Annotated in this window: 16 protein-coding genes and 2 pseudogenes; 11 read left to right on the forward strand and 7 right to left on the reverse strand. The window is 71.0% G+C overall.

The genetic code is table 11. The features are described 5' to 3' along the window. Positions 1 to 23 precede the first annotated feature (23 nt). Positions 24 to 635: a DUF6445 family protein gene (locus LDO26_RS03930; RefSeq protein WP_232129778.1), complete on the forward strand. Its 612-nt coding sequence runs from the start codon at positions 24 to 26 to the stop codon at positions 633 to 635. A 271-nt stretch (positions 636 to 906) separates the two neighbouring features. Further along, a complete protein-coding gene (locus tag LDO26_RS03935) occupies positions 907 to 1,980 on the forward strand; it encodes a 3-deoxy-7-phosphoheptulonate synthase (protein WP_232129779.1) in 1,074 nt (357 codons plus the stop codon). 30 nt (positions 1,981 to 2,010) lie between these two features. On the opposite strand, the gene LDO26_RS03940 is transcribed toward LDO26_RS03935, so the two are convergent. Next, the gene (locus tag LDO26_RS03940; RefSeq protein ID WP_232129780.1) at positions 2,011 to 3,222 is read right to left on the reverse strand and encodes a BaiN/RdsA family NAD(P)/FAD-dependent oxidoreductase; all 1,212 of its coding nucleotides are present in this window, start codon (positions 3,220 to 3,222) and stop codon (positions 2,011 to 2,013) included. A gap of 129 nt (positions 3,223 to 3,351) precedes the next feature. On the opposite strand from LDO26_RS03940, the gene LDO26_RS03945 reads away from it, so the two are divergent. The 3 genes and pseudogenes from LDO26_RS03945 to LDO26_RS03955 form a co-directional block, all read left to right on the forward strand. After that, positions 3,352 to 4,566, forward strand: a complete 1,215-nt coding sequence (locus LDO26_RS03945; RefSeq protein WP_232129781.1) for an NAD(P)/FAD-dependent oxidoreductase — start codon at positions 3,352 to 3,354, stop codon at positions 4,564 to 4,566. A 40-nt stretch (positions 4,567 to 4,606) separates the two neighbouring features. Then, positions 4,607 to 4,894, forward strand: a pseudogene (locus LDO26_RS03950) (GIY-YIG nuclease family protein); the annotation flags it as partial. A 120-nt stretch (positions 4,895 to 5,014) separates the two neighbouring features. Further along, positions 5,015 to 5,359 (forward strand): annotated as a pseudogene (locus LDO26_RS03955) (GNAT family N-acetyltransferase); the annotation flags it as partial. On the opposite strand, the gene scpC reads toward LDO26_RS03955, so the two are convergent. Continuing rightward, positions 5,331 to 6,887: a succinyl-CoA:acetate CoA-transferase ScpC gene (gene scpC, locus LDO26_RS03960; protein ID WP_232129782.1), complete on the reverse strand. Its 1,557-nt coding sequence runs from the start codon at positions 6,885 to 6,887 to the stop codon at positions 5,331 to 5,333. The pseudogene LDO26_RS03955 and the gene scpC sit on opposite strands and share 29 nt — an antisense overlap. A 263-nt stretch (positions 6,888 to 7,150) precedes the next feature. Here scpC and LDO26_RS03965 point away from each other — a divergent pair, with 263 nt between their 5' ends. The 4 genes from LDO26_RS03965 (at position 7,151) to rpoH (ending at position 14,177) form a co-directional block, all read left to right on the forward strand. Beyond that, positions 7,151 to 8,275 carry a UDP-N-acetylglucosamine--N-acetylmuramyl-(pentapeptide) pyrophosphoryl-undecaprenol N-acetylglucosamine transferase gene (locus tag LDO26_RS03965; RefSeq protein ID WP_232129783.1) on the forward strand — a complete coding sequence of 375 codons (1,125 nt, stop codon included), beginning with the start codon at positions 7,151 to 7,153 and terminating at the stop codon, positions 8,273 to 8,275. Further along, entirely contained in the window at positions 8,272 to 9,915 is a 1,644-nt protein-coding gene (locus tag LDO26_RS03970; RefSeq protein ID WP_232129784.1) for a phytoene desaturase family protein, read from the forward strand. Before LDO26_RS03965 ends, LDO26_RS03970 begins: the two co-directional genes overlap by 4 nt. 384 nt (positions 9,916 to 10,299) lie before the next feature. Next, positions 10,300 to 13,062 (forward strand): bifunctional [glutamate--ammonia ligase]-adenylyl-L-tyrosine phosphorylase/[glutamate--ammonia-ligase] adenylyltransferase, encoded by a 2,763-nt coding sequence (gene glnE / locus LDO26_RS03975; RefSeq protein WP_232129785.1) that lies wholly within the window; start codon positions 10,300 to 10,302, stop codon positions 13,060 to 13,062. Between the two features lie 236 nt (positions 13,063 to 13,298). Then, positions 13,299 to 14,177, forward strand: a complete 879-nt coding sequence (gene rpoH / locus LDO26_RS03980; RefSeq protein WP_232129786.1) for an RNA polymerase sigma factor RpoH — start codon at positions 13,299 to 13,301, stop codon at positions 14,175 to 14,177. A gap of 406 nt (positions 14,178 to 14,583) precedes the next feature. Here the strand turns inward: rpoH and zupT are convergent, their stop codons facing one another. The 5 genes from zupT to LDO26_RS04005 form a co-directional block, all read right to left on the reverse strand. Then, entirely contained in the window at positions 14,584 to 15,393 is an 810-nt protein-coding gene (zupT, locus tag LDO26_RS03985) for a zinc transporter ZupT (RefSeq protein WP_232129787.1), read from the reverse strand. A gap of 88 nt (positions 15,394 to 15,481) precedes the next feature. Beyond that, the gene (locus tag LDO26_RS03990) at positions 15,482 to 16,786 is read right to left on the reverse strand and encodes an NAD(P)/FAD-dependent oxidoreductase (protein ID WP_232129788.1); all 1,305 of its coding nucleotides are present in this window, start codon (positions 16,784 to 16,786) and stop codon (positions 15,482 to 15,484) included. A gap of 214 nt (positions 16,787 to 17,000) precedes the next feature. After that, on the reverse strand, positions 17,001 to 20,033 hold the full coding sequence (locus tag LDO26_RS03995; RefSeq protein WP_232129789.1) for a valine--tRNA ligase: 3,033 nt from the start codon (positions 20,031 to 20,033) through the stop codon (positions 17,001 to 17,003). A gap of 146 nt (positions 20,034 to 20,179) precedes the next feature. Beyond that, on the reverse strand, positions 20,180 to 20,602 hold the full coding sequence (locus tag LDO26_RS04000; protein ID WP_232129790.1) for a DNA polymerase III subunit chi: 423 nt from the start codon (positions 20,600 to 20,602) through the stop codon (positions 20,180 to 20,182). A gap of 78 nt (positions 20,603 to 20,680) precedes the next feature. After that, positions 20,681 to 22,186: a leucyl aminopeptidase gene (locus LDO26_RS04005; RefSeq protein WP_232129791.1), complete on the reverse strand. Its 1,506-nt coding sequence runs from the start codon at positions 22,184 to 22,186 to the stop codon at positions 20,681 to 20,683. Positions 22,187 to 22,317: 131 nt separating this feature from the next. Between LDO26_RS04005 and lptF the strand changes: the two genes are divergently transcribed. Together lptF and lptG are read left to right on the forward strand one after the other, a co-directional pair. Beyond that, positions 22,318 to 23,403: an LPS export ABC transporter permease LptF gene (lptF, locus tag LDO26_RS04010; RefSeq protein WP_232129792.1), complete on the forward strand. Its 1,086-nt coding sequence runs from the start codon at positions 22,318 to 22,320 to the stop codon at positions 23,401 to 23,403. Next, complete coding sequence (gene lptG / locus LDO26_RS04015) at positions 23,400 to 24,509, forward strand: LPS export ABC transporter permease LptG (protein WP_232129793.1); 1,110 nt, start codon at positions 23,400 to 23,402, stop codon at positions 24,507 to 24,509. Before lptF ends, lptG begins: the two co-directional genes overlap by 4 nt. The last annotated feature ends 325 nt before the right edge of the window (positions 24,510 to 24,834 follow it).

Here is a 24,834-nt window from a genome sequence, read left to right on the forward strand (position 1 = left end):
GGGCCGCAAGCTAGAATGGCTGCATGAGAACCTCGTTGCTCGTCGTCGACGACTTCCTTTCCGCGCGCGATGCGACGTCGCTGCGCAACGCCGGTCTGGGGCTGACCTACCCGGAGCAGGAGGGCGCGTTTCCCGGCCGAAATTCGCTCGAACGCATCCATATCCCCGGGATCGTGCCGGCGGTGTCGCACCTGGTCGGCGAGCAGCTGCGGCCGATCGAGCCGCTGCACTCGCATGCGAAGTTCCGCATCACCCGGGCGGCCGACGTCGGCAGGGGACGCGTGCATATCGACGGGCCCGTCGAGTGGTCGGGGATCCTCTATCTCAGCCGTCCGGAGGATTGCCGTGGCGGTACCGAGTTCTTCCGCCACCTCCCCACCGGTACCGACCATGCGCCGACCAATGCCGCCGAACTCGCGGCGATGGGCCTCGACAGCTACGACGCCGTGGAGCGCGAGGTGATCGCGCGCGACAGCAACGACGCGTCGAAGTGGGAGATGACCATGCGCGTGCCGATGCGCTTCAACCGGCTGGTGCTGCTGCGGCCGTGGATGTGGCACAGCGCGGGCGAGGCGTTCGGAGACACGATGGAGAATGCACGTTTCGTCTACCTGCTGTTCTTCACCCGGGGATGAGATCCGGCCAGGGCCGCCGCACCGCCTGATACCCGCGCCGCGGTTTGGTCGCAGATGAAACATTAGGCATCCGCGCCATGGCGTGCTATCAAGTCGGCCATGACTGCTTCTCGCGCCCGCTCGTACTGGTATGCACGATTTCCGAAGCCCCCGGCGGAGGAAGGCATGCGCGCGAGTTGACGTTCCAGACACACGCATCCCGGAAGCCGCCAGAGACCCTGGCGGCTTTTTTCGTTTCTGCCTGTCCCCGACCTCCCCACGAGACCCTTGCATGCCACCCGATACCGACGATCTGCGCATCCGCGCACTGCAACCGCTGACGCCGCCGGCGCAGCTGCTGGCCGAACTGCCCTGCGACGACGTCGCCTCCACCACCGTCGCCGGCGCGCGCGCAGCCTGCCACGCGATCCTGCATGGCGGCGACGACCGGCTGGTGGTCGTCGTCGGGCCGTGTTCGATCCACGATCCTGCCGCGGCGATGGACTACGCGCGGCGCCTGCGGCCGCTGCGCGATGCCCTCGGCGATGCGCTGGAACTGGTGATGCGGGTGTATTTCGAGAAGCCGCGCACCACGGTCGGCTGGAAGGGCCTGATCAACGACCCGGACCTCGACGGCAGCTTCCGCATCGACAAGGGACTGCGCCTTGCGCGCGGCCTGCTGCGCGACATCAACGCGCTCGGGCTGCCGGCGGGCGTGGAGTTCCTCGACATCATCAGCCCGCAGTACATCGCCGACCTGGTGGCCTGGGGCGCGATCGGCGCGCGCACCACCGAGAGCCAGGTGCACCGCGAGATGGCGTCGGGGCTGTCGTGCCCGGTCGGGTTCAAGAACGGCACCGGCGGCGACGTGCGCATCGCCGTCGACGCGGTCGGCGCGGCCTCGCATCCGCACCATTTCCTCGCCGTCACCAAGGACGGCCGCAGCGCGATCGCCACGACCGCCGGCAACCCTGATTGCCACGTCATCCTGCGCGGCGGCGCGACGCCGAACTACGACGCGGCCAGCGTCGATGCCGCCGCGCGGCTGCTCGAAGGCAGCGGCCGGCGCGGCGTGGTGATGATCGACGCCAGCCATGCCAACAGCGGCAAGAACCCGGACAGGCAGCCGCATGTGGTCGACGACATCGCCGGGCAGATCGAGGGCGGCGAGACGCGGATCTCCGGGGTGATGATCGAGAGCCACCTGGTTGCCGGCAAGCAGGCGCTGGTGCCCGGCAAGGCCCTGGTCTACGGGCAGAGCATCACCGACGGCTGCATCGACTGGGCGACGACCGTGGGCGTGCTCGGGCGGCTGGCGGACGCGGTCCGTGCGCGCCGGTCGCGGGCCGCGGCACGGGCGGCCTGAAGGCGCCGGCGGCGGAATGGCGGGTCGGGGTCACGCGGCGGAACCCGCCGCCATGCCCGAGGCCCAGGCCCACTGGAAGTTGTAGCCGCCGAGCCAGCCGGTGACGTCGAGCACCTCGCCGACGAAGTACAGGCCTGGCACCTGCCGCGACGCCATCGTCCGCGACGACACCCCGTCGGTGTCGACGCCACCGAGCGTGACCTCGGCGGTGCGGTAGCCCTCGGTGCCGCTGGCGACCAGTGGCCAGGCCTGCAGCAGCGCCGCGGTGTCGTGCAGCTGCGGCGGCGTGTACTGCCGCATCGGCCGGTTCGGCAGCCACACCTCGCACAGCCGCTGGGCGAAGCGGCGCGGCATCAGCTCGGCCAGCACGTTCTTCAGCTCGGTGCCGGGGCGCTCGGCCTGCTGTGCCTGCAGCCAGGCCAGCGCGTCGCGGCCGGGCAGCAGGTCCAGCCGCAGGTCGTCGCCGGGCTGCCAGTACGAGGAGATCTGCAGGATCGCCGGTCCGCTGAGGCCGCGGTGGGTGATCAGCATGCGGTTGCGGAAAGACGCGCCGTTGCAGCTGGCCTCGACGTCCACGGCCACGCCCGACAGCGCCGCCAGGCGTTCCTGGTGCTTGCCGCTGAGGGTCAGCGGGACCAGCCCGGCGCGCGTCGGCAGCAGCGCATGGCCGAATGCGCCGGCGATGTCGTAGCCGAAGCCGGTCGCACCCATGCTCGGGATCGACAGCCCGCCGGTGGCGACCACCAGCGATGCGCAGTGCAGCCAGCCGGCCGCGGTGTCGAGCACGAAGCCGTCGTCGATCCGCCGAGGTAGTTGCACCGTGCAGTGCGTGCGCACCCGCACGCCGGCACCGTCGGCTTCGTCCAGCAGCAGCTGCACGATCTGCTTCGACGATCCATCGCAGAACAGCTGACCCAGCTCCTTCTCGTGCCAGGCGATGCCGTGGCGGTCGACGAGGTCGATGAAGTCCTGCGGGACGTACCGGGCCAGGGCGGACTTGCAGAAATGCGGGTTGGCCGACAGGTACTGCGCCGGCGTGGTGCCGGTATTGGTGAAATTGCAGTGCCCGCCGCCGGACATCAGGATCTTCTTGCCGACCTTGTTGGCGTGGTCGAGCACCAGCACGCGGCGGCCGCGCCGGCCCGCCGCGATCGCCGCCATCAGCCCGGCGGCGCCGGCGCCCAGCACGATCACGTCCCAGTCGTGTGGCGGCAGTGGCGGGGAAACGGCGGATTCGGACATCGATGGCGGAGACGGCAAGTGGAGCCGCGCAGTGTAGAGCGCAGCGGACTCCGTTCCACCAACTGGCCGTCGGCGCCGCGCTCACGCCGGCCGGGCTAGGCTGCGCCGTCTTTTCCCGATGGCGATGCCATGGATCTCAAGAGCGGCTATCCATACTGGGCGGTCGACAACGGCCTGATGCATGCGTTTCCGGCGCTCGACGCCGACCACCGCTGCGACGTGGTCGTGGTCGGCGGCGGCATCACCGGTGCGCTGATCGCCGACGAGCTGGCCGGCCATGGCCACGACGTCGCCGTCGTCGAACAGCGCGACGTCGGCTGGGGCAGCACCGCCGCCAGCACCGCGCTGCTGCAGTACGAGATCGACACCCACCTGATCGATCTGGCGAAGCGCTACGGCGAGGACGACGCGGCGCTCGCCTACCGCGCCTGCGCGGACGCGATCGGCATGCTCCACGACAAGGCGCGCGAGGTGCGCGACGTCGACTTCGCGCGCAACCCGAGCCTGTACTACGCCAGCCGGCGCCGCGACGTGCCGGTGCTGCGCGCGGAGTTCGAGGCGCGCGTGCGCCACGGCTTCGACATCGCCTGGTTGCCGCACGCGGCGGTGCGCGAGCGCTTCGGCTTCGACGCGCCGGCCGCGCTGCTCAGCAGGCTCGGCGCACGGGTCGATCCCTACCGGTTCGCCTACCGGCTGCTGATGCGGCTGGAGAAGCGCGGCACCGCGGTGTTCGACCGCACCACGATCGATGCGATCCAGGCCACGGCGCGCGGGGTGACGCTGGAGACCGTCGACGGGCTGCAGCTGCGTGCCCGGCACGTGGTGCTGGCGGCCGGCTACGCCAACCAGCGCTGGCTCAAAGCCGGCGTGGCGCGCAACCGCAGCAGCTATGCCTTCATCACCGATCCGCTTGCACCCGGTGCGCTGGGCCCGCTGGCCGACACCCTGGTCTGGGAATCCGCGCGGCCGTACCTGTACCTGCGCAGTACCGGCGATGGCCGCCTGCTGGTGGGCGGCGAGGACGACGGCATCGACGTGCCCGCGCGCCGCGATGCGCGGGTCGAGAAGAAGGCGCGGACGCTGCTGAAGAAGGTCCAGGGGCTGTGGCCGGATCTGGCCCTGCAGCCGGCGTTCTCCTGGGCGGGCACGTTCGCCGAGACCGCCGACGGGCTGCCGTTCTTCGGGCCGCACCCCGACTCCGGCCCGCGCGTGCACTTCGCCATGGCCTACGGCGGCAACGGCATCACCTACTCGATGCTCGGCGCCGGCCTGCTGCGCGCCGGCATCGAACGCAAACGCCATCCGCTGGCCGCGTTGTTCGGCTTCCGGCGGCTGGACCGCTGAGCGCTTCCATGGCGCGGCGCCGCTGCCGGATAATCGGCCGATGACCGCGACGCGCTGCTGGCACCTGTACCTGCTCGAATGCCGTGACGGCAGCTACTACGCGGGCATCACCAACGACCTCGACGCGCGCTTCGCCGCGCATGCCGCCGGCCGCGGCGCCAGGTACACGCGCGCCAATCCGCCGCTGCGGCTGCTCGCCAGCCGCGCCTATCCCGATCGTGCCAGCGCCTCGCGCGCCGAGTGGCAGCTCAAGCGCCAGCCGCGGGCCCGCAAGCTGGCGTGGCTGCAGGCCGCCGACCGCCCGACCGGCAGGCCGGTTCCTCCACTGCTCGACATCCGCGTCGACGACGTCACCGATCCGCGCGTGGTCGCGCTGCTGCACGCGCACCTGCACGACATGAGCCGGCACTCGCCCGCCGGAAGCATCCATGCGCTGGACCTCGACGGTCTGCGCGCCCCGGACCTGACGTTCTGGTGCGCCTGGCGGGGCGACGCGCTGGCCGGCTGCGGCGCGCTCAAGGATCTCGGCGAGGGACACGGCGAGATCAAGTCGATGCGCACCCACGCGGCGCATCTGCGCCAGGGCGTCGCCGCCGCGCTGCTCGCGCATGCGATCGACGTCGCGACCGCGCGCGGCTGGCGTCGCCTGAGCCTGGAAACCGGGACCGCGGCCGCGTTCGAACCGGCACATCGGCTCTATGCCCGCTTCGACTTCGCACCGTGCGGGCCCTTCGGCAGCTACGTCGAAAATCCCTGGAGCACCTTCATGACGCGCGCGCTGGCGCCGGCGTGAGCGCCGCACCGGCGCCGGCCTGCATCGTTCCGGTATCGAGCCAGCGCTGGTGCCACGACAGCGCCTCGGGCAGCAGGTGCGGGGTGTGCTTGCCGTAGCTGTCGCGGCAGGCGCGGGCGAAATAGTCGTCCAGCGCGTCGCGGTAGTCGGGATGCGCGCAGCGGTCGATCAGCACCCGCGCGCGCTGCTTGGGCGACAGTCCGCGCAGGTCGGCCAGGCCGTGCTCGGTGACGACGATCGACACGTCGTGCTCGGTGTGGTCGACATGGCTGACCATCGGCACGATCGACGAGATGCTGCCGCCCCGGGCGGTGCTGGGGCTCATGAAGATCGACAGGAAGCCGTTGCGGGCGAAGTCGCCGGAGCCGCCGATGCCGTTCTGCATGCGGCTGCCCATGATGTGGGTCGAGTTGATGTTGCCGTACAGGTCGACCTCGACCATGCCGTTCATGCCGATGCAGCCCAGCCGGCGCACCAGTTCCGGATGGTTGGAGATCTCCTGCGTGCGCAGGATGATCTTGTCCCGGTACAGCGCGATGTCGCGCTTGAAGGCGTCGTTCGCGGCCGGGCTCAGCGCGAAGCCGGTGCACGAGGCGTAGCGCAGCACGCCGTCGCGCAGCAGGTCGAGCATGCCGTCCTGGATGACCTCGGTGAACGCGCCGAGATCGCGGAAGCCGCTGCTCGCCAGCCCCGCCAGCACCGCGTTGGGGATGTTGCCCACGCCCGACTGCAGCGGCAGCAGGTTCGGCGGCAGCCGGCCTTTCGCGACCTCGTGCTTGAGGAACTCGATCAGGTGCCCGGCGATCCGCCCGCTGTTGGCGTCGGCCGGCGAGAACGGGCTGTTGCGGTCCGGCGCATGGGTCTGGACGATCGCGACGATCTTGTCCGGGTCGACGCGCAGCGCGGCCTCGCCGATGCGGTCGTCGCCGTGCTCGAGCGGGATCGGCCGGCGCTGCGGCGGCAGCGCGGTGCCGTAGTAGATGTCGTGCATGCCCTCCAGCTCCGGCGGCTGCCAGGTGTTGACCTCGACGATCACCTGCTTCGCCAGGTCCAGCCAGGTCTTGCTGTTGCCGACCGAGGTCGACGGCACGATGCCGCCGTCCTCGCGGATCGCGGCCGCCTCGACCACGGCGACGTCGATGTCGCCGTAGAAGCCGAACCACGCGTGCTGGGCGACGTGGCTCAGGTGCGCGTCGATGTAGGGCAGGGTGCCGTCGTTGATGCGCTGGCGCGCGTCCGGGTCGCTCTGGAACGGCAGCCGAAGCGCGATGCCGTCGACCTTCGCCAGCGCACCGTCGAGTTCGGGCGCGGTCGAGGCGCCGGTCAGCAGGCGGATCTGGAACGCTTCGCCGGCGGCGTGCGACCGTTCGATGCGCGCGGCCAGCGCGGTCGGCACGGCCTTGGGATAGCCGGAGCCGGTGAAACCACTCATCGCGACGGTCTGGCCGGGCTGGATCAGCGCGGCCGCCTGCTCGGGCGTGACCACGCGTGCGCGCAGCGCGGCGTGGCGGATGCGGTCTTCGGACATGCGAAATCCGGGGGTGTGGGGAAACCGCCATTATCGCCGTTCGCGCCGCGGCCTGCCGCGCAGCCGCGGGCCGCGGCGTTCGCTTGGCGCGGCGCACCGCCCGTGGCTGGCGCCATGGGCCGGACCGGCACACGGGGCCGCGCGGCGACGCACACCGTCCCGTCTTACACTGCACCGCTTCCGCCTGGCGTGGCGCGCAGCTCGCGCGGCCGCCTCCCCCGATGCAGGCAGCCCCGCGCGCGGCTGTCGTTCCGAGACCCGTGATGCCCGCCAACATGCCACCACCCGCCACGCTCCCGACCATCGCCTTCGCCGCCGGCGGCACCGGCGGGCACCTGTTCCCCGCCGAGGCGCTGGCGCGCGAGCTGCAGCGGCGCGGCCATCCGGTGGTGATCTACACCGAGCGCCGCGGCGCGGCCTATACCGCGGCGCTGGCCGGCCTCGACCACGTGGTGCTGCCGGCACGCAGTCTCGAAGGCGGCCTTGCCGGCAAGCTGGCCGCGGGCTGGACGATCGTCCGTGCCGCGCGCCAGGCACGCGCCGACATGCGCCGCCGCGGCGTGCGCCTGCTGGTCGGTTTCGGCGGCTATCCCAGCTTCGCGCCGGCGCTGGCGGCCAAGAGCCTCGGCTGTCCCTTGCTGCTGCACGAGCAGGGCGCGCGCCTGAGCATGGCCAATCGCCGGCTGCTGCGCTTCGCCGACCGGGTGGCGACGTCGTTCCCCGAAGTGGCCGGTCTCGACGGCTTCGATCCCGCGCGCGTGGTCGAGACCGGCAATCCGGTGCGCGGCGCGATCCTCGACGCGCGCGGCAGCTATCCGGCCTTCGGCCCGGACACGCCGCTGCACCTGCTCGTGGTCGGCGGCAGCCAGAGCGCGCGGGTGTTCGGCGAGGTCGTGCCGCCGGCACTGCTGCAGTTGCCCGAATCGATCCGCCGGCGCCTGCGGGTGTCGCTGCAGTACAAGGGCGACGCCGCCGCGGAGATCGCGGCCTCGCTGCGCGCGCACGGCATCGAGGCCGAGGTGCGCCCGTTCTTCGACGACATGGGCGCGCGGCTGCGCGACGCGCACCTGGTGATCACCCGCGGCGGCGCGACCACGGCCGCCGACCTGCTGACCGTCGGCCGCCCCGCGGTCCTGGTGCCGATCCCGCAGGGCGGCTCGCGCGAGGAGCAGCTGCGCAACGCGCGCACGCTGGCCGCGGCCGGGGTCGGCTGGTGCGTGCCGGAGGCGGAACTGACGCCGGCGCACCTGGCCGCCCTGCTGGCCGACGCGTTCGCCTCGCCGACGCTGCTGCCGGACGCGGCACGCGCCGCCGCGGCGCTGGGCCGGCCGCAGGCGGCCGCGGCGCTCGCGGATCTGGTGCAGTCGATGCTGCGCACGCCGGCATGAGCGGCGGCCGCCGCGACTGCGACGTGCTGGTCGTCGGCGGCGGCCACAACGGCCTGGTGTGCGCGGCCTATCTCGCCGCAGCGGGCCTGCAGGTGCGGGTACTGGAGCGGCGCCCGATCGTCGGCGGCGCCGCGGTCACCGAGGAATTCCATCCCGGTTTCCGCAATTCGGTCGCCAGCTACACCGTCAGCCTGCTGAATCCACGGGTGATCGCCGAGCTGCGGCTGGCGCGGCACGGCCTGCGCGTGGTCGAGCGTCCGCTGTCCAATTTCCTGCCGCTGCCCGACGGCCGGGCGTTCCGGCTCGGCGGCGCGCACGGGCTCGAGGAAGTCGCGCGCTGGTCGCGTCGCGACGCCGCGCGCCTGCCGGACTACACCGCGATGCTCGACCGCGTCGTCGCGGTGCTGCGCGCGCTGATGCACCGCACGCCGCCGAACGTCAGCGACGGCTTCGTGCTGGCCGACTGGCTGAACTCATGGGCGGTCGCGCGCGAGCTGCGCGCGCTGGACATGCGCGGCCGTCGCGACCTGCTCGAGCTGTTCACCCGATCCGCCGGCGACCTGCTCGACAGCTGGTTCGAGTCCGCGCCGCTGAAGGCCGCGCTGGGCTGGGATGCGGTGGTCGGCAATTTCGCCAGCCCGTACACGCCGGGATCGGCGTACGTGCTGCTGCACCACGTGTTCGGCGAGATCAACGGCAAGGCCGGCGCCTGGGGCCATGCGATCGGCGGCATGGGCGCGATCAGCGATGCGATCGCGGCCGAATGCCGGGCACGCGGCGTGGCGATCGAGACCGGTGCCGGCGTCGCGCAGGTGCTGGTCGAGGATGGCCGCGCGGTCGGCGTCGCGCTGGAGGACGGCCGCGAACTGCGCGCCGGCGCGGTGGCGTCGAACCTCAATCCGAAGCTGCTGTACCAGCGGCTGGTGCCGCGCGAACACCTCGACGACGACACCGCCGCGCGCATCGACCGCTACCGCTGCGGCTCGGGCACGTTCCGCATGAACGTCGCGCTGTCGGAACTGCCGGATTTCACCGCGGCACCGGGCACCGCACTGCAGCCGCACCACCAGAGCGGCATCCTCGTCGGCCCGTCGCTGGACTATTTCGAGCGCGCGTACTTCGACGCGAAATCGCGCGAACACAATCCCGGCTGGGCGCGCGCGCCGATCGTCGAACTGGTGATCTCCTCGACGCTCGACGACACCCTTGTCGACAGCGCCACCGCGCCGCCGGGCGCGCATGTCGCCAGCCTGTTCTGCCAGCACGTCAATCCGCGGATGCCGGACGAGGCCGGCGGCTGGGACGCACATCGCGACACCGTGGCGAAACTGATGATCGACACCGTCGATGCACATGCGCCGAACTTCGCGCGCAGCGTGCTCGGGTACGAGGCGCTGACGCCGCTGGACCTGGAGCGCCGCTTCGGCCTGGTCGGCGGCGACATCTTCCACGGCGCGCTGGGCGCCGACCAGCTGTTCAGCGCACGGCCGCTGCTCGGCCAGGGCAACTATCGCGGCGCGCTGGGCGGCCTGTACCTGTGCGGCTCGGGGACCCATCCCGGCGGCGGCGTCACCGGCCTGCCAGGCCGCAATGCCGCGCGCGAGATCCTGCGCGACCTCGGCCGCCGTCCGCGTCCCTGAACCCCTGTTGCGGGTTTCCGTACGCCGCCGTTTGTAAACCCGCGGGTATCGTTTTGCAGTGCAGCGTGCACATGGCGAACGGTTCTTCCACTATCGCCCTGCACCCGACGTGGGGGAGGGAGCAAGCCCGTAACCGGTTCGCCGGAAGCGGGCTTTTTTAATGCCTCTTCTCCGGCTCCCCGGTTCTCCCGGCGTAGGTCGGGGCAACGCCCCCGACGCCGGGACTTCCGGCCACGCTGCATCGGCCGGAGCTCCGACATCGCGCCAACCCGGACGCCGCGCAGGTCGGCCGCGCAGGGCCGCCCTACGCAGGATCGGGGCGCTGACGTTGCAGGGGACCCTTTGGAGCCCATCCCCGACGCGGTGCGATGTCACAATCGCGGGATGGACGACGCCCCGATTTCCGCCGCGCTCGATGCGCACGTCGCGCGCGCACTGGCGCGTCTCGGCGACGTGTCTGCGGATGCCGCCGCGCGCCTGGCGCGCATCGCCGTCGTCAGCGATTTCGCCATCGGGACGCTGTCGCGCCAGCCGGACCTGCTGGCGCGGCTGCTGGCCGACGATGGCGATGCCGAGCTGCCGTTGCCGGGACTGGATGCCGACAACCGCGGCGACTGGCCGGCGCTGCTGCGTCGCTATCGCGCCGCCGCCTCGACCCGCCTGATCTGGCGCGACGTCTCCGGCCTCGACGACGTCGATGCCACGCTGGCCGGCACCACGCGGCTGGCCGAGACCTGTCTGCGGCTCGCGCTCGATGCGCTGGAGGCTGAATTCGCGCGGCGCCATGGCGTGGTGCGCGATGCCGGTGGCAATCCGGTGCGCCTGGTGGTGTTCGGCCTCGGCAAGCTCGGCGGCGGCGAGCTGAACTTCAGTTCCGACATCGACCTGGTCTACGCGTTTGAGTCCGACGGCGACAGCGACGGCGCGCGTGCGCTGGCCGCCGAGGACTATTTCACCCGGCTCGGCCAGCAGCTGGCGAAGCTGCTCGACGAGACCACCGCCGACGGCTTCAGCCATCGCGTCGACCTGCGCCTGCGGCCGTTCGGCAGCGCCGGCCGCATCGCGCTGGGCTTCTCCGCGCTGGAGCTGTATTTCCAGCGCGAGGGCCGCGACTGGGAACGCTATGCCTGGCAGAAGGCGCGTCCGGTCGCCGGCGACATCGCCGCGGGCGAACGCTTCCTCGCGACGCTGCGCCCATTCGTCTATCGGCGCTACATCGATTTCGGCGCGCTCGACGGCCTGCGGCAGATGAAGGCGATGATCGCCGCCGAGGTCGCGCGCAGGGAGCTGGCCGACGACATCAAGCGCGGCCCCGGCGGCATCCGCGAGATCGAGTTCCTCGCCCAGGCGCTGCAGCTGATCCGCGGCGGCCGGGAACCGGCGCTGCGCGAGCGCCGCCTGCTGCCGGCGCTGAACGCGCTGTACCTGGCCGGGCAGCTTCCCGCCGAGACATTGTCGCGGCTGGGCGAGGCCTACCGCTTCCTGCGGCGGCTGGAGAACCGCCTGCAGATGCTGCGCGACGCGCAGACGCATGTGTTGCCGCAGGCGCCGCTGGACCGGCTGCGCATCGCGACCGGCCTGGGATACCGCGACTGGGACGCGCTGGCCGCGGCGCTGCAGGTGCAGCGTGGCGTCGTCTCGCAGGAGTTCGATGCATTGCTGGCCCAGCGCACGCGCGCGCCCGAGGTCGACAGCGACCTGTCCGGCTACTGGCGCGCGCTGCCGGCGCACGGCGAGCGCGCGGTACTGGAAGCGGCCGGTTTCGCCGATGCCGCGAACGTCGATGCGGCGCTGCGCGATTTCGCGCGCTCGCCCAGCGTGCGCGAGCTGTCGGACGGCGCGCGCGCCCGGCTCGACCGGCTGATGCCGGTGCTGCTGCAGGCTTCCGCGCCCGCGGATCGCCCGCTGCAGGCGATCCGTCGGCTGCTGGCGCTGCTGCACAACATCCTGCGGCGGGCCAGCTATCTGGCGCTGCTCGACGAACAGCCCGCGGCGCTGGCGCGGCTGGTCGACGTGGTCACGCGCAGCGCGTTCCTGGCCGAGCGTCTCGCCGCGCATCCGCTGCTGCTCGACGAACTGCTCGACGTGCGGATCGAGGGCCCGTTGCCGCAACACGACCAGGTCGACGCGGCCTGCGCGCGCGCATTGCAGCAACCCGACCTGGAAGCCGCGCTGCTGGCGCTCAACGAGACCCGCCAGCAGCTGAGCTTCCGGGTCGCCCTGGCGACCCTCGACCGGCGCATCAGCGGCGGCGAGGCGACGCGCCAGCTCGCCTGGCTGGCCGATGCGGTGGTCGACGTGGTGTTGACGCTGGCGCTGCGCGAGATGACCGCCGCGCATGGTGCGCTGCCCGGCGCGCGTTTCGCGATCATCGGCTACGGCAGCCTCGGTGGCGAGGAGCTCGGCTTCGGCTCCGACCTCGACCTGGTGTTCCTGTACGACGCGCCGGCCGATGCGCAGTCCGAAGGCGCGCGGCCGCTCGATGCGCAGCGCTGGGCCGCGCGGCTGACCCAGAAGGTGGTCTCGCTGCTGGGCTCGGTCACCGGCGGCGGGCGCCTGTACGACGTCGACGTGCGCCTGCGCCCGGACGGCGGCAAGGGCATGCTGGTGTCGTCGCTGGCCAGCTACGCCGACTACCAGCGCGCGCGTGCCTGGACCTGGGAACACCAGGCGCTGGTGCGGGCGCGCTTCGTCGCCGGCGATGCCGCGATGGCCGACGACTTCGAGCGCGTCCGCAGCCGGACCCTGTGCACGCCCCGCGATCCCGGCCAGCTGCACGAAGACGTCGTGGCGATGCGCCGGCGCATGCGTGCCGAGCTCGATCGCAGCACCGACGCGATGTTCGACCTGAAGCAGGGCGAGGGCGGCCTGGTCGACCTGGAGTTCCTGCTGCAGGAGCTCGTGCTGCGCGAGGCCGCGCGCCATCCGGCGCTGCTGCAGCCGCGGGCCACGGCGGGTCTGCTGGCGGCGGCTGGCGACGCGGGCCTGCTGGCGGCCGGCACCGTCGCCGGCCTGCAGCAGGCGCATGCCACGCTGCTGCTGTTGGGGCTGGACCGGACCCTGGACCGCCGCGCCCGCATGGTGCCGCCCTCGGAGGACCTGGAGGCGGCGCGGGCGCTCGTGCGCGCCGCGACCGGCGGGAACTGAACGGAGGGCAGCGACGGACCGGATTTTCATCCGGAGTTCGCGGGGCCTGCGCCATCATCGCCCTCGTACCCGCCCGGAGACGCGGTCCTGTCGACTGGATCCGGTGCCGGGACCTGAATTGGGGTGATTTCTGATGCAACCGGGCTGCTCTTGTCTCGTTTGTCACGGAGATGGAACGATCCGGGAACTTTCCCGCCACTTAGCAGTCTGATACTTCGACTGCTAACATCCCTGACATGAGCACGCACACGATGACCCACGCTTTGGTTGCCAACAGCCTGCCGATCCCCAGCCCGCTGGGCTCCCTGGAGGCCTATGTCTCCGCCGTGCACCAGATTCCGGTGCTGTCGGCCGAGGACGAGCAGGCACTGGCCAAGCGCTACCGCGACAACGAGGATCTCGACGCCGCCCGCGAGCTGGTGCATTCGCACCTGCGTTTCGTGGTGCACGTCGCGCGTGGCTACAACGGCTACGGCCTGCCGCTCGGCGATCTGGTGCAGGAGGGCAACATCGGCCTGATGAAGGCGGTGAAGCGCTTCGACCCCGACGTCGGCGTCCGGCTGGTCAGCTTCGCGGTGCACTGGATCCGTGCCGAGATGCACGAGTTCATCCTGAAGAACTGGCGCATCGTCAAGGTCGCCACGACCAAGGCGCAGCGCAAGCTGTTCTTCAACCTGCGCAAGTCCAAGACGCGCCTGGGCTGGCTCAACGCCGCCGAGGTCAAGGCGGTCGCGGCCGACCTGAACGTCTCCGAGCGCGAGGTGCTGGAGATGGAATCGCGCCTGTCCGGCCGCGACATCGGTTTCGATGCGCCCGCGGGCGAGGACGACGACAACGCGCCGCCGGCGCCGGTCGCCTACCTGGTCGCGCAGGACGAGGACCCCGCACAGGCCTACGAGCGCAGCGACAGCCAGGACAGCCAGCTGGAACTGCTGCGCGAGGGCATGGCTTCGCTCGACGACCGCTCGCGCGACATCATCCGTCGCCGCTGGCTCGACGACGAGCACAAGGTGACGCTGCAGGAGCTGGCCGACGAGTACGGCGTGTCCGCCGAGCGCATCCGCCAGGTCGAGGCCAACGCGATGAAGAAGATGAAGGCGCTGCTCGCGGCCTGACCCGGCCTGGCAACCGCTTCACTACGCAAACGGCCCGCGCAAGCGGGCCGTTTCCATTGATGGCGAGGCATTTGTTTCCCACCCATGGGCGGACGTCGCACTGTTGCCGGTCAGGACACCATTTCTAATGCCCTGGCCCCGGCTTTGCCGGGGGACGGCAAGGGTTTGACATTTCCGGCGGCTGGGCTTGAGCCCCTCTCCCGCGTGCGGGAGAGGGGTTGGGGTGAGGGCGTGGTGCGGACGCGATGATCGGAGTCCGGCGACTACGTTGTGCCCTCATCCGCCCCTTCGGGGCACCTTCTCCCGCACGCGGGAGAAGGGAAAGGGCGTTGCCGCCTTCAGGAACAACGGGTTGGCTTTCAGATGCAGTTGATGGCCGTACGCACAGTCTGGCAGTGAATCTCCATCACCACTTGAACAGCACCAGGCTCAGCGCCAGCACCGCCATGCCGCTGATCAGGCCGTAGACGGTTTCGTGGCCCTTGGCGTAGCGCTTGGCGGCCGGCAGCAGTTCGTCGAGGGCCAGGAACACCATGACGCCGGCGATCAGGCCGAACAGCACGCCGAACACCGGTTCGGACAGGACCGGCCGCAGGATCGCGTAGCCGATCAGTGCGCCCAGGGGCTCGGCCAGTCCCGACAGCAGGCAGGCGCCGAAGGCGTACAGCTTGTTCCGGGTCGCGAAGTACACCGGCACCGCGATCGCGATGCCTTCGGGGACGTTGTGGATTGCGATCGCGAAGGCCAGCGGCATGCCGACGCCGGGATTCTCCAGCGTGGCGAAGAACGTCGCCAGCCCTTCCGGGAAATTGTGCGCGGTGATCGCCAGTGCCGTCAGCAGGCCGACCCGCTTGAGGTAGTCGACGTTGTGCTCGCGGAAATACGGGTCGTCGACATCCAGGCGTTCGTGCGGGTTGGGCACCAGCCGGTCGATGGTCACGATGAACAGCACGCCGGCGAGGAACGACAGCGTACCCCAGGTGAAGCCGAGCCGGTCGCCGTAGGCATTGCTGAAGGCGATGACGGACTTGTCGAGGATCTCGGTCAGCGACACGTAGACCATCGCGCCGGCCGCGAACGCGAGGCCGAACGCGAGCAGGCGCGTGTTCGGCTGTTTGGCGAACAGCACCAGCAGGCTGCCGAGCCCGGTGGCCAGGCCGGCGGCGGTGGTGACGCCCAGGGCGATGGCGAAGTTGGCGCTGGAGACTTCGATCATGTCGGGTGCGGGGCTCGGGAAGGTGCAGGGGCGGGACGCGGCATGCGGGGCGCTGCCGCGTCGTGGGAAGGATGGGGCGGGTCGCGCGTCAGCCGGGCGCGTCCGGCGGATTGTCGCGTCCGAGGATGATGCGTGCCGCGCGCTGGTAGCTCCAGTAGGCCCAGGTCCAGTTCAGCAGCACGACGAGGCGGTTGCGGAAGCCGATCAGGAAGAACACGTGCGCCAGCAGCCAGAACCACCACGCGACGACCCCCGACAGGCGCATCCGGCCGATGTCGACGACCGCGGCCATGCGCCCGATCGTCGCGAGGTTGCCGTGGTCGCGATAGACGAACGGGCTGCCGCCGGCGCCGCGCATGCGGCCCGCGATCACCTTGGCGACATGCCGTCCCATCTGCTTGGCGGCGGGCGCGACGCCGGGCACCGGGCGGCCGTCGGATTCGATGGTGGCGAGGTCGCCGGCGACGAAGACATCCGGATGGCCGGGCACGCTGAGGTCGCTTTCGACGGCCACGCGGCCGGCGCGGTCGAGCGGAACCCCGAGCGAGGCGGCCAGCGGCGAGCCGGCGACGCCGGCGGCCCAGACCACGGTCCGCGCCGGGACCACGGTGTCGCCGAGGCGGTAGCCCTCGGCGTCGATGTCGGACACGGGGGTGCCGGTCAGCACCTCGACGCCCAGCTTCTGCAGCTGGCGCCGGGCCTTCTCGGACAGTTCCTCGGGGAACGAGGCCAACACCCGCGGGCCGGCCTCGATCAGCCGCACCTTCGCCTGCGCCGGGTCGATGTGGCGGAACTCGCGCTTGAGGGTATGCCGGGCGATCTCGGCCAGGGTGCCGGCCAGCTCGACGCCGGTGGGGCCGCCGCCGATGATCGCGAAGCTCAGCCAGGCGGCGCGCTGGGCCGGGTCGGTCTCGGCCTCTGCGCGCTCGAACGCGGTCAGCAGGCGGCGCCGCAGCCGCAGCGCATCCTCCAGCGTCTTCAGGCCCGGCGCGTACGGCGCCCAGCGGTCGTTGCCGAAATAGGCGTGGGTGGCGCCGGCGGCGAGCAGCAGGTAGTCGAACGTCAGCGTGGTGGCGTTCTCTCGCGCGCCGTCGCCGTCCGCCCCGTCGTCGAGCGCGACGGTCCTGGCCGTCGGATCGATGCCGCGCACTTCCGCCATGCGGACCTCGACGTTGTCCTGCCGGCGCAGGATGTGCCGCAGCGGTGCGGCGATGTCGGGCGCCGACAGCCCCGCGGTCGCCACCTGGTAGAGCAGCGGCTGGAACAGATGGTGGTTGCCGCGGTCGATCAGGGTGATGCGGACCGGCGCCCCGGCTAGTGCGCGCGTGGCCCACAGGCCGGCGAAGCCACCGCCGATGACGACGACGTGGGGAAGGCGGGCGGGAGCGGGCATGGCGGCCCCACAGTGCGGAGATGCCGTGATTCTAAGGGGAGCGAGGGTGCGACGCGCCGCCCTCATCGCAACTCCCGCTCCGCGCCCCGGCCCGCGCGTTGCCGTGAGGACGCTCAGCCAATGGCCCGCAAACGTGCCTCGTCACCCCGCAAGCGGGAGCGGGGCTCGAACCGCCGATCCCGAATCCCGGCCTTCGCGCAACCGCGCGAAGGCATCACAGCCGCGCGCGTTGCGCCGCCAGCGCATCGCGCTGCGCGGTCCAGTCGGCCAGGCGCTGCCGCTCCTGCTCGACGACCGCGGCCGGCGCGTTCTGCACGAAGGTGTCGTTCGACAGCTTGGCGGTGCTCTTGGCCAGTTCGCCCTCGACGCGCTTGAGTTCCTTGTCCAGGCGTGCGCGCTCGGCGCCCAGGTCGACCAGTCCCTCCAGCGGCACGAACAGCGCCAGCTCGCCGACCAGTGCCGACGCCGACGGCGGCGGGTCGCCGTCCAGGATGCCGATGTCCGACAGCCGGGACAGGAACTGCAACTGCGAGGCGAAGCGCTGCACGCGCGCGGCGTCGGCGGGATGCGTGGATCGCGTCAGCAGCGGGATCTGCTTCGCTGGCGGCACGCCGAGTTCGCTGCGGATGCGGCGCAGCGCGGTCACCATCTGCTGCAGCCATTCGACGTCGGTCGCGGCCTGTGCGTACTGCGCGACCAGCGCGCTGTCGGGCTGCGGATAGGCTTGCAGCGAAATGGTGGCGGCGTCGATGCCCAGGCGTGGCGCGACCTGGCGCCACAGTTCTTCTGTGACGAACGGAATCAGCGGATGCAGCAGGCGCAGCAGCGATTCCAGCACGTAGAGCAGGGTATGCCGGGTGCTGTCGGCGGCCGCCCTGTCGTCCCCCTGCAGCGCAGGCTTGGCCAGTTCGACGAACCAGTCGCAGTATTCGTTCCACGCGAACTCGTACAGGGCCTGCGCCAGCAGGTCGAAGCGGTAGCTGGCGAAATGCGCACGCGCCTCGTCGGCGGTTCTTGCCAGCCGCGACAGGATCCATTTCTCCGCATCGGTCGCCGGCGGTCGACCGGCCGCCGCGCCCGCATCCGCGCTGCGCGCACCTGGGAGAAGGGCGTCCGTGCCATCCCCCGTCGACGGGGAATGGGCGTACTCCCCGGTGTTCATCAGCACGAAGCGCGTCGCATTCCACAGCTTGTTGCAGAAGTTCTTGTAGCCCTCGGCGCGGCCGAGGTCGAACTTGATGTCGCGGCCGGGGCCGGCCAGGGCGGCCATCGTGAAGCGCAGCGGGTCGGCGCCGTGGGCGGCGATGCCCTGCGGGAACTCCTTGCGCGTGGCCTTCTCGATCTTCGGCGCGTCCTTGGGCTTCATCAGCCCGGCGGTGCGCTTGGCGACCAGGTCGTCGATGCTGATGCCGTCGATGATGTCGAGCGGGTCGAGCACGTTGCCCTTCGACTTGGACATCTTCTGACCGTCCTTGTCGCGCACCAGGCCGGTGATGTAGACGTCGTGGAACGGGATGCGGCCGGTCAGGCGGTCGGTCAGCATGATCATGCGCGCGACCCAGAAGAAGATGATGTCGAAGCCCGTGACCAGCACGCTGGTCGGCAGGAATTCGTCGAAGCCGCGTTCGCGCATCGCGTCGGGGTCCGGCCAGCCCAGCGTGCTGAACGGCCACAGCGCGGACGAGAACCAGGTCTCCAGGACGTCGGTCTCCTGGCGCAGCGGCACGTCGTCGGCGAGGCCGCCGCGCGCGCGCGCATCGGCTTCGTCGCGGCCGACGAAGATGTTGCCGGCATCGTCGAACCAGGCCGGGATGCGATGGCCCCACCAGAGCTGGCGGCTGATCGTCCAGTCCTGGATGTTCTCCATCCAGTGGCGGTAGGTGTTGATCCAGTTCGGCGGCACGAACTTCACCGCTCCCGGCTGTCCGTCGACGCCTTCGACCAGCGCCATGCCGCGGCGGCCGAGCTGGTCCATCGCGACGAACCACTGGTCGGTCAGGTAGGGCTCGATCACCGAACCGGAGCGGTCGCCGAAGGGCTGCATGATCGGCTTCGACTCGATGAGCGGATTGCCGTCGGCGTCGGTCACCGCGAGACCGTCCGCGATGATCGCCTCGACCACGCGCGTCCGCGCCTCGTAGCGGTCCAGGCCGCGCAGTTCGTCGGGCACGAGGTTGATCGCGCCGACGTCGCCGGCGTCGCGTTCGCCGCGGGCGATCTCGCCGGCGATGCGCGCGCTCTCCCCGTAGGGCAGGCCGTCTGCACGCATCCGCGCGCGGCCGTCCATCAGCGCGTACAGCGGAATGCCGTTGCGCGCGGCCACCGCGTAGTCGTTGAAGTCGTGCGCGCCGGTGATCTTCACCGCGCCGGACCCGAACGCCGGATCCGGATAGTCGTCGGCGATGATCGGCACCAGGCGGCGGTGCTGCTTCGGCCCGACCGGGATCTCGCAGAGCTTGCCGACGATCGGCGCGTAGCGCGCGTCGTCCGGATGCACCGCGACCGCGCCGTCGCCGAGCATCGTTTCCGGACGCGTGGTGGCGATGGCGATGTAGTCGCGCGTCTCGCGCAGCGTGACATTGCCGTCGGCGTCGCGCTCGACGTATTCGTAGGTCTCGCCGCCGGCCAGCGGGTACTTGAAGTGCCACATGTGGCCCGGCACCTCGCGGTTCTCGACCTCGAGGTCCGAGATCGCGGTATCCAGCACGGGATCCCAGTTGACCAGGCGCTTGCCGCGGTAGATCAGCCCTTCCTCGTGCAGGCGCACGAACGCCTCGACCACCGCCTTCGACGGGCCTTCGTCCATGGTGAAGACCTTGCGCGACCAGTCGCCCGACGTGCCGAGGCGGCGCATCTGGCGCTCGATGGTGTCGCCGGACTGGCCCTTCCATTCCCAGACCTTCTCGATGAAGCCCGTGCGGCCCAGCGAGTCGCGGGTCTCGCCCTTGCCCGCGATCGCGAGGTTGCGCGAGACCACCATCTCGGTCGCGATGCCGGCATGGTCGCTGCCCATCTGCCACAGCGTGCGATGGCCGAGCATGCGGTGGTAGCGGATCAGCGCATCCTGCAGCGTGTGCTGGAACGCGTGGCCCATGTGCAGCGTGCCGGTGACGTTCGGCGGCGGCAGCAGGATGGTATAGGCCGGGCCGTCGCCCTGCGGCTTGAAGGCGCCGCTGTTCTCCCATTCCGCATAGAGGCGGGCTTCGAAGGTACCGGGGTCGTAGCTGGGGGCGAGGGTGTCAGTCATGTTCGCGTTCTTGCGTTTGTCCTTCTCCTGCTTGCGGGAGAAGGTGCCCGGAGGGCGGATGAGGGGTTTCCCGGGAGCCTGGGCACGCAACTCTCGCGAAGCGCGCCCGCACCCCAGCCCTCTCCCGCACGCGGGAGAGGGGGTGTTCACATGTCGTACTTGTTCACTTCCAGGCCGGCGGCCTTGTACTGTTTCCAGCGTTCGCGGAGCGGCTCGCGCGCGGACGCGTCGGCCGGCACCACCTCCAGCACGCGCTCGAAACCGCCGGCGACGGCGGCGTCGCGCAGGTTGATCACCAGCGGGCGCATCGGCGCGTCGAAGTCGGGCGTGGCGATCAATACCGGGGTGACGTCGTCCTCCTCGTCCGTGCCGGCGATCTGGTGCGGGATATAGGCATCCTCGCCCATGTCCCACAGCAGGTCGTCGAGCGCTTCGGCCTGCGCGCCGTCGCGCGCGAGCACCAGCGTCCACAGGTCGGCCGCGTAAGCCTTGCGGACCAGTTCGCACACCAGCCGCAGCGGTTCCTCGCGGAAGCGCGGCTTGGCGATCAGGTAGAAGTCGGCGCGCATGGACGTGATTCGTGATTGGTGATTCGAAAAGGCGGGTATTCAGCGGCCGGAGGCTCGACCGCTTTTACCAATCACCACTTACGAATCACCAATCACGTCGGCCGCGCCGGTGGCGCGGTCGAGCAGCCACTGCGACAGCAGCCCCACCGGACGCCCCGTGGCATAGGCCATCTTGCCGCTGCCGCTGGCGCTGCCGGCGATGTCCAGGTGCGCCCAGCGCTGGTTCTCGGTGAAGCGCGACAGGAAGCAGCCGGCGGTGATCGCGCCGCCCCAGCGGCCGCCGATGTTGTAGACGTCGGCGAAGTTGGAGTCGAGCATCGACTGGTACTCGTCCCACAGCGGCAGGCGCCAGGCGCGGTCGAACACCTGCTCGCCGGCGGCCAGCAGTTCGTCGGCCAGGTCGTCGTGCTTGCTCATCAGGCCGGTGGCCTGGCTGCCCAGCGCGACCATGCAGGCGCCGGTCAGCGTGGCGACGTCGAGCAGCGCGGCCGGCTCGAAGCGTTCGGCATAGGTCAGCGCGTCGCACAGGATCAGGCGGCCCTCGGCGTCGGTGTTGCCGACCTCGATGGTCTTGCCCGACATGCTGGTGATGACGTCCGACGGACGGTAGCTGTTGCCGTCGATCGCGTTCTCCACGGCCGGTACCACCACGTGCAGGTTGATCGGCAGGTCCAGGCCGACCGCGGACACGAACGTGCCCATGACCGTCGCCGCGCCGCACATGTCGAACTTCATCTCCTCGATGCCGCCCTGGGTCTTGAGGTTGACGCCGCCGGTGTCGAAGGTGATGCCCTTGCCGACCAGCACGTAGGGCCTGGCGTCGCCGCCGTTGCGCCAGCTCAGCACCACGAGCTTCGGGCGGTTGGCCGAGCCGCGCGCGACCGCGAGCAGCGAGCCCATGCCGAGCGCTTCCATCTGCGCCTCGTCGAGCACTTCGCACGAGGCCTTGTCGAAGCGTGCGGCGAAGGTCTGCGCCTGCTCGGCCAGATACGCCGGGTTGCAGATGTTGGGTGGCAGGTTGCCGAGTTCGCGCGCGAACTTGACCCCGGCGGCGATCGCCTTGCCCTGGGCCAGCGCGGTGTCGTCGTCGCCGCAGACCGCGACCGATGCCAGGCCGGCGGCCTCGCGCTTCTTGTTCTTCGCGCCCAGCGTCGCGGTGTAGCGGTAGGCGGCGTGGTCGGCGGCGATCACCGCCTGGCGGATCTTCCACGCGGCATCGCGGCCGGCGACTTCGAGCTCGGGCAGGGTCAGCGCGACCGACTTCGCGGTGCCGTCCTGCAGCGCGCGCACCGCATCGGCGACCGCCTTCAGGTAGCCGGACACGCCGAACTTGGCGCGCTCGCCCAGGCCGATGGCCAGCACGCGCGGCGCGGCGACGCCGGGCAGGTCGTGCAGCAGGGTGGTCCTGCCGGGCTTGCCGGACAGGTCGCCGCGCTGCGCCAGCGCGGCCAGCCTGCCGCCGCTGGCGGTGTCGATCGCCTGCGCGGCGCCTTCCAGCGCACCGTCGGCGAAGATGCCCACGACGACGCAGTCGGTCGCCAGGGCGGTGGGCTGATCGCGGTTCAGGGAGAATTCGAGGGTCATCAACCAGATTCCATGGGGTGATCGGTACACTTCACGGTCCAGTGCGCGGCGGACGAAAGACCCGGCCGCCGCCGCAGATGCGCCGTGTGGGCGCTGCTGGACGAATCCCCAAGTCTAAAGCAAAGCGCCCGATGCCGAAGCTCGACCGATATCTGTTCCGCGAACTCGCGCAGGCCACGTTCGCGGCGCTGGTCATCCTGATGATCGTCAGCCTCGGCGGCGTGTTCGCCGACGTGCTGGGCGACATCGCCCGCGGCCGGGTGCCGGCGACGCTGATGCTGGCGCAGCTGGGCCTGCAGGTCATCAACTACCTGCCGCTGATCCTGCCACTGGGGCTGATGCTGGGGCTGATGCTGGCGTTCGGCCGGCTCTACCGCGACTCGGAGATGCCGGTGCTGACCGCCACCGGCGTCGGCCCGCGCCGGCTGCTGCGGCCGCTGCTGCTGGTGGTCGGGCCGATGGTCGTGCTCATCGGCGTGTGCTCGCTGTGGGCCGGGCCGTGGGCGCGCGACTACTCGCAGAAGATGATCGAGGTCGGCCAGCGCAGCCTGCTGGTCGCCGGGCTGGAGCCCGGGCGTTTCGTCGAGTTCCCCGGCGGCGGCGGCGTGGTCTACGTCAACGCGATGTCCGACGACGGCAGCCGGCTGGGCCGGGTGTTCGTCTATCGCCAGGACGAGGGGCGCATGGACATCACCACCGCGCTGGGCGGCGAACTGAGCATCGAGGGCACCGAGCGCTTCCTGCGGCTCGACGACGGCTTCCGGGTCGAGGGACCGATGGACGCCGGGCTGGATTTCAGGCTGATGCGCTATGCCAGCAACGAGCTGCGCCTGCCGTCGGCCGACGGCAGCGGGCGCGCCGACGACCCCGACACCATGACCACGCTGGCCCTGCTCGGCGACGGACGGCCCGAGGCGCGTGCGCAACTGCATTTCCGCCTGGCGCCGCCGCTGCTGGCGCTGGCGTTCGCGCTGCTGGCGGTGCCGCTGGCGCGCAGCCCGCCGCGGCAGGCGCGCTACGGCCGGATGATGCTGGGTTTCCTGGCCTATGTGCTGGGCATGAACCTGATGCTGCTGGGCACCGACTGGGTGGCCGAGGGCCGCATTCCGGTGGTGCTGGGGCTGTGGTGGCTGGTGCTGCCGCTGCTGGCCGCCGGCCTGTGGCTGTATTTCACCGATGGCCGGGTCGCCGCGCCGGTCTGGAAGCGCACCCGATGAAGCCGATTGTCCGGATCCACGATCTCTACGTCGCCCGCGTCGTGCTGGTCTCGGTGCTGGCCGTCTGGGTGGTGCTGGTCGGCCTGGATGCGCTGATGGCCGGCGTCAACGAGATCAGCGCCGTCGGCCAGGGCGACTACACCTACATGTCGGCCATCGCCTACATCCTGCAGACGCTGCCCAGGCGCGCGTACACGATGTTCCCGACCGCGGCGGTCATCGGCTCGCTAATGGGACTGGGGCAGCTGGCGGCCACGTCGGAACTGATCGCGATGCGCGCGCTGGGCCTGTCGCGCACGCGGATCAGCATTTCGGTCGCCCTGCCGCTGCTGCTGCTGACCGGCCTGATGATCGTCAACGGCGAGACGCTCGGGCCGATGGCCCAGCGCAGCGCCGATACGATGAAGTCGGCGGCACGCTCCAGCAACATGATCGTCGGACGTTATTCCGGCCTGTGGGCGCGCGAGGGCGATACGTTCCTGTACGCGCAGAGCGGGCAGGAGCGGCCCGGCGGCGGACGCGACGCGATCGAACTGCACGACGTGCGCCTGTTCGAGTTCGCCGGCGACGGCCGCCTGGAATCGGTCGCGCATGCGCAGACCGCCGAGCACGGCGCCGAGGGCTGGACGCTGCGCGACGTGCAGCGGACCTGGTTCGAACCGCGCGCGGTGACCCGCACCGAGGCGCTGGAGGAGCACTGGGCCTCGCAACTCGATGCCTCGACGCTCGCCGCCAGCGCCAGCAACCTGTGGCGGCCGCGGTACATGACCGCCAGCGACCTGCGCGCCGGCATCGAGTACCGGCACCGCAACCAGCTCGACGCCACCGAGTTCGAGGAACACTACTGGGGGCGCTGGTTCTATCCGTTGAACGTCCTCGCCCTGTGTCTGGCCGCGATTCCGTTCGCGTTCGGATCGCTGCGCAGCGGCAGCGCCGGCATGCGCCTGTTCATCGGCATCGTGTTCGCGCTCGGCTTCTGGCTGGCGCAGACCCAGATCGTCAAGCTGGCCGCGGTCTACCGCCTCGACTACCGGCTGGCCTACCTGATCCCGCCGGCGGTGATGCTGGTCATCTCCTGGTCCCTGTTCCGACGACGGAGTGGGTGAGGCGCACCCGCTTGCGCGGCACTGCCGCGCGGGTGCGCCGAACGCCCCGCGTGCTTCGCGGGGCCGGACGAGCGCCGAAATGCACGTCCGATAGCAAATCGACCCCGAGCCGCGCGCGCCCGATGACCCGCTTGCGCGGCACTGCCGCGCGGGTGCGCCGAACGCCCGGCGTGCTTCGCCGGGCCGGACGAGCGCCGGAATGCACGTCCGATAGCAAATCGACCCCGAGCCGCGCGTACCCGATGACCCGCTTGCGCGGCACTGTCGCGCGGGTGCGCCGAACGCCCGGCGTGCTTCGCCGGGCCGGACGAGCGCCGGAATGCAC

This window comes from Proluteimonas luteida, from assembly GCF_021191695.1.
Classification (GTDB): domain Bacteria; phylum Pseudomonadota; class Gammaproteobacteria; order Xanthomonadales; family Xanthomonadaceae; genus Luteimonas; species Luteimonas luteida.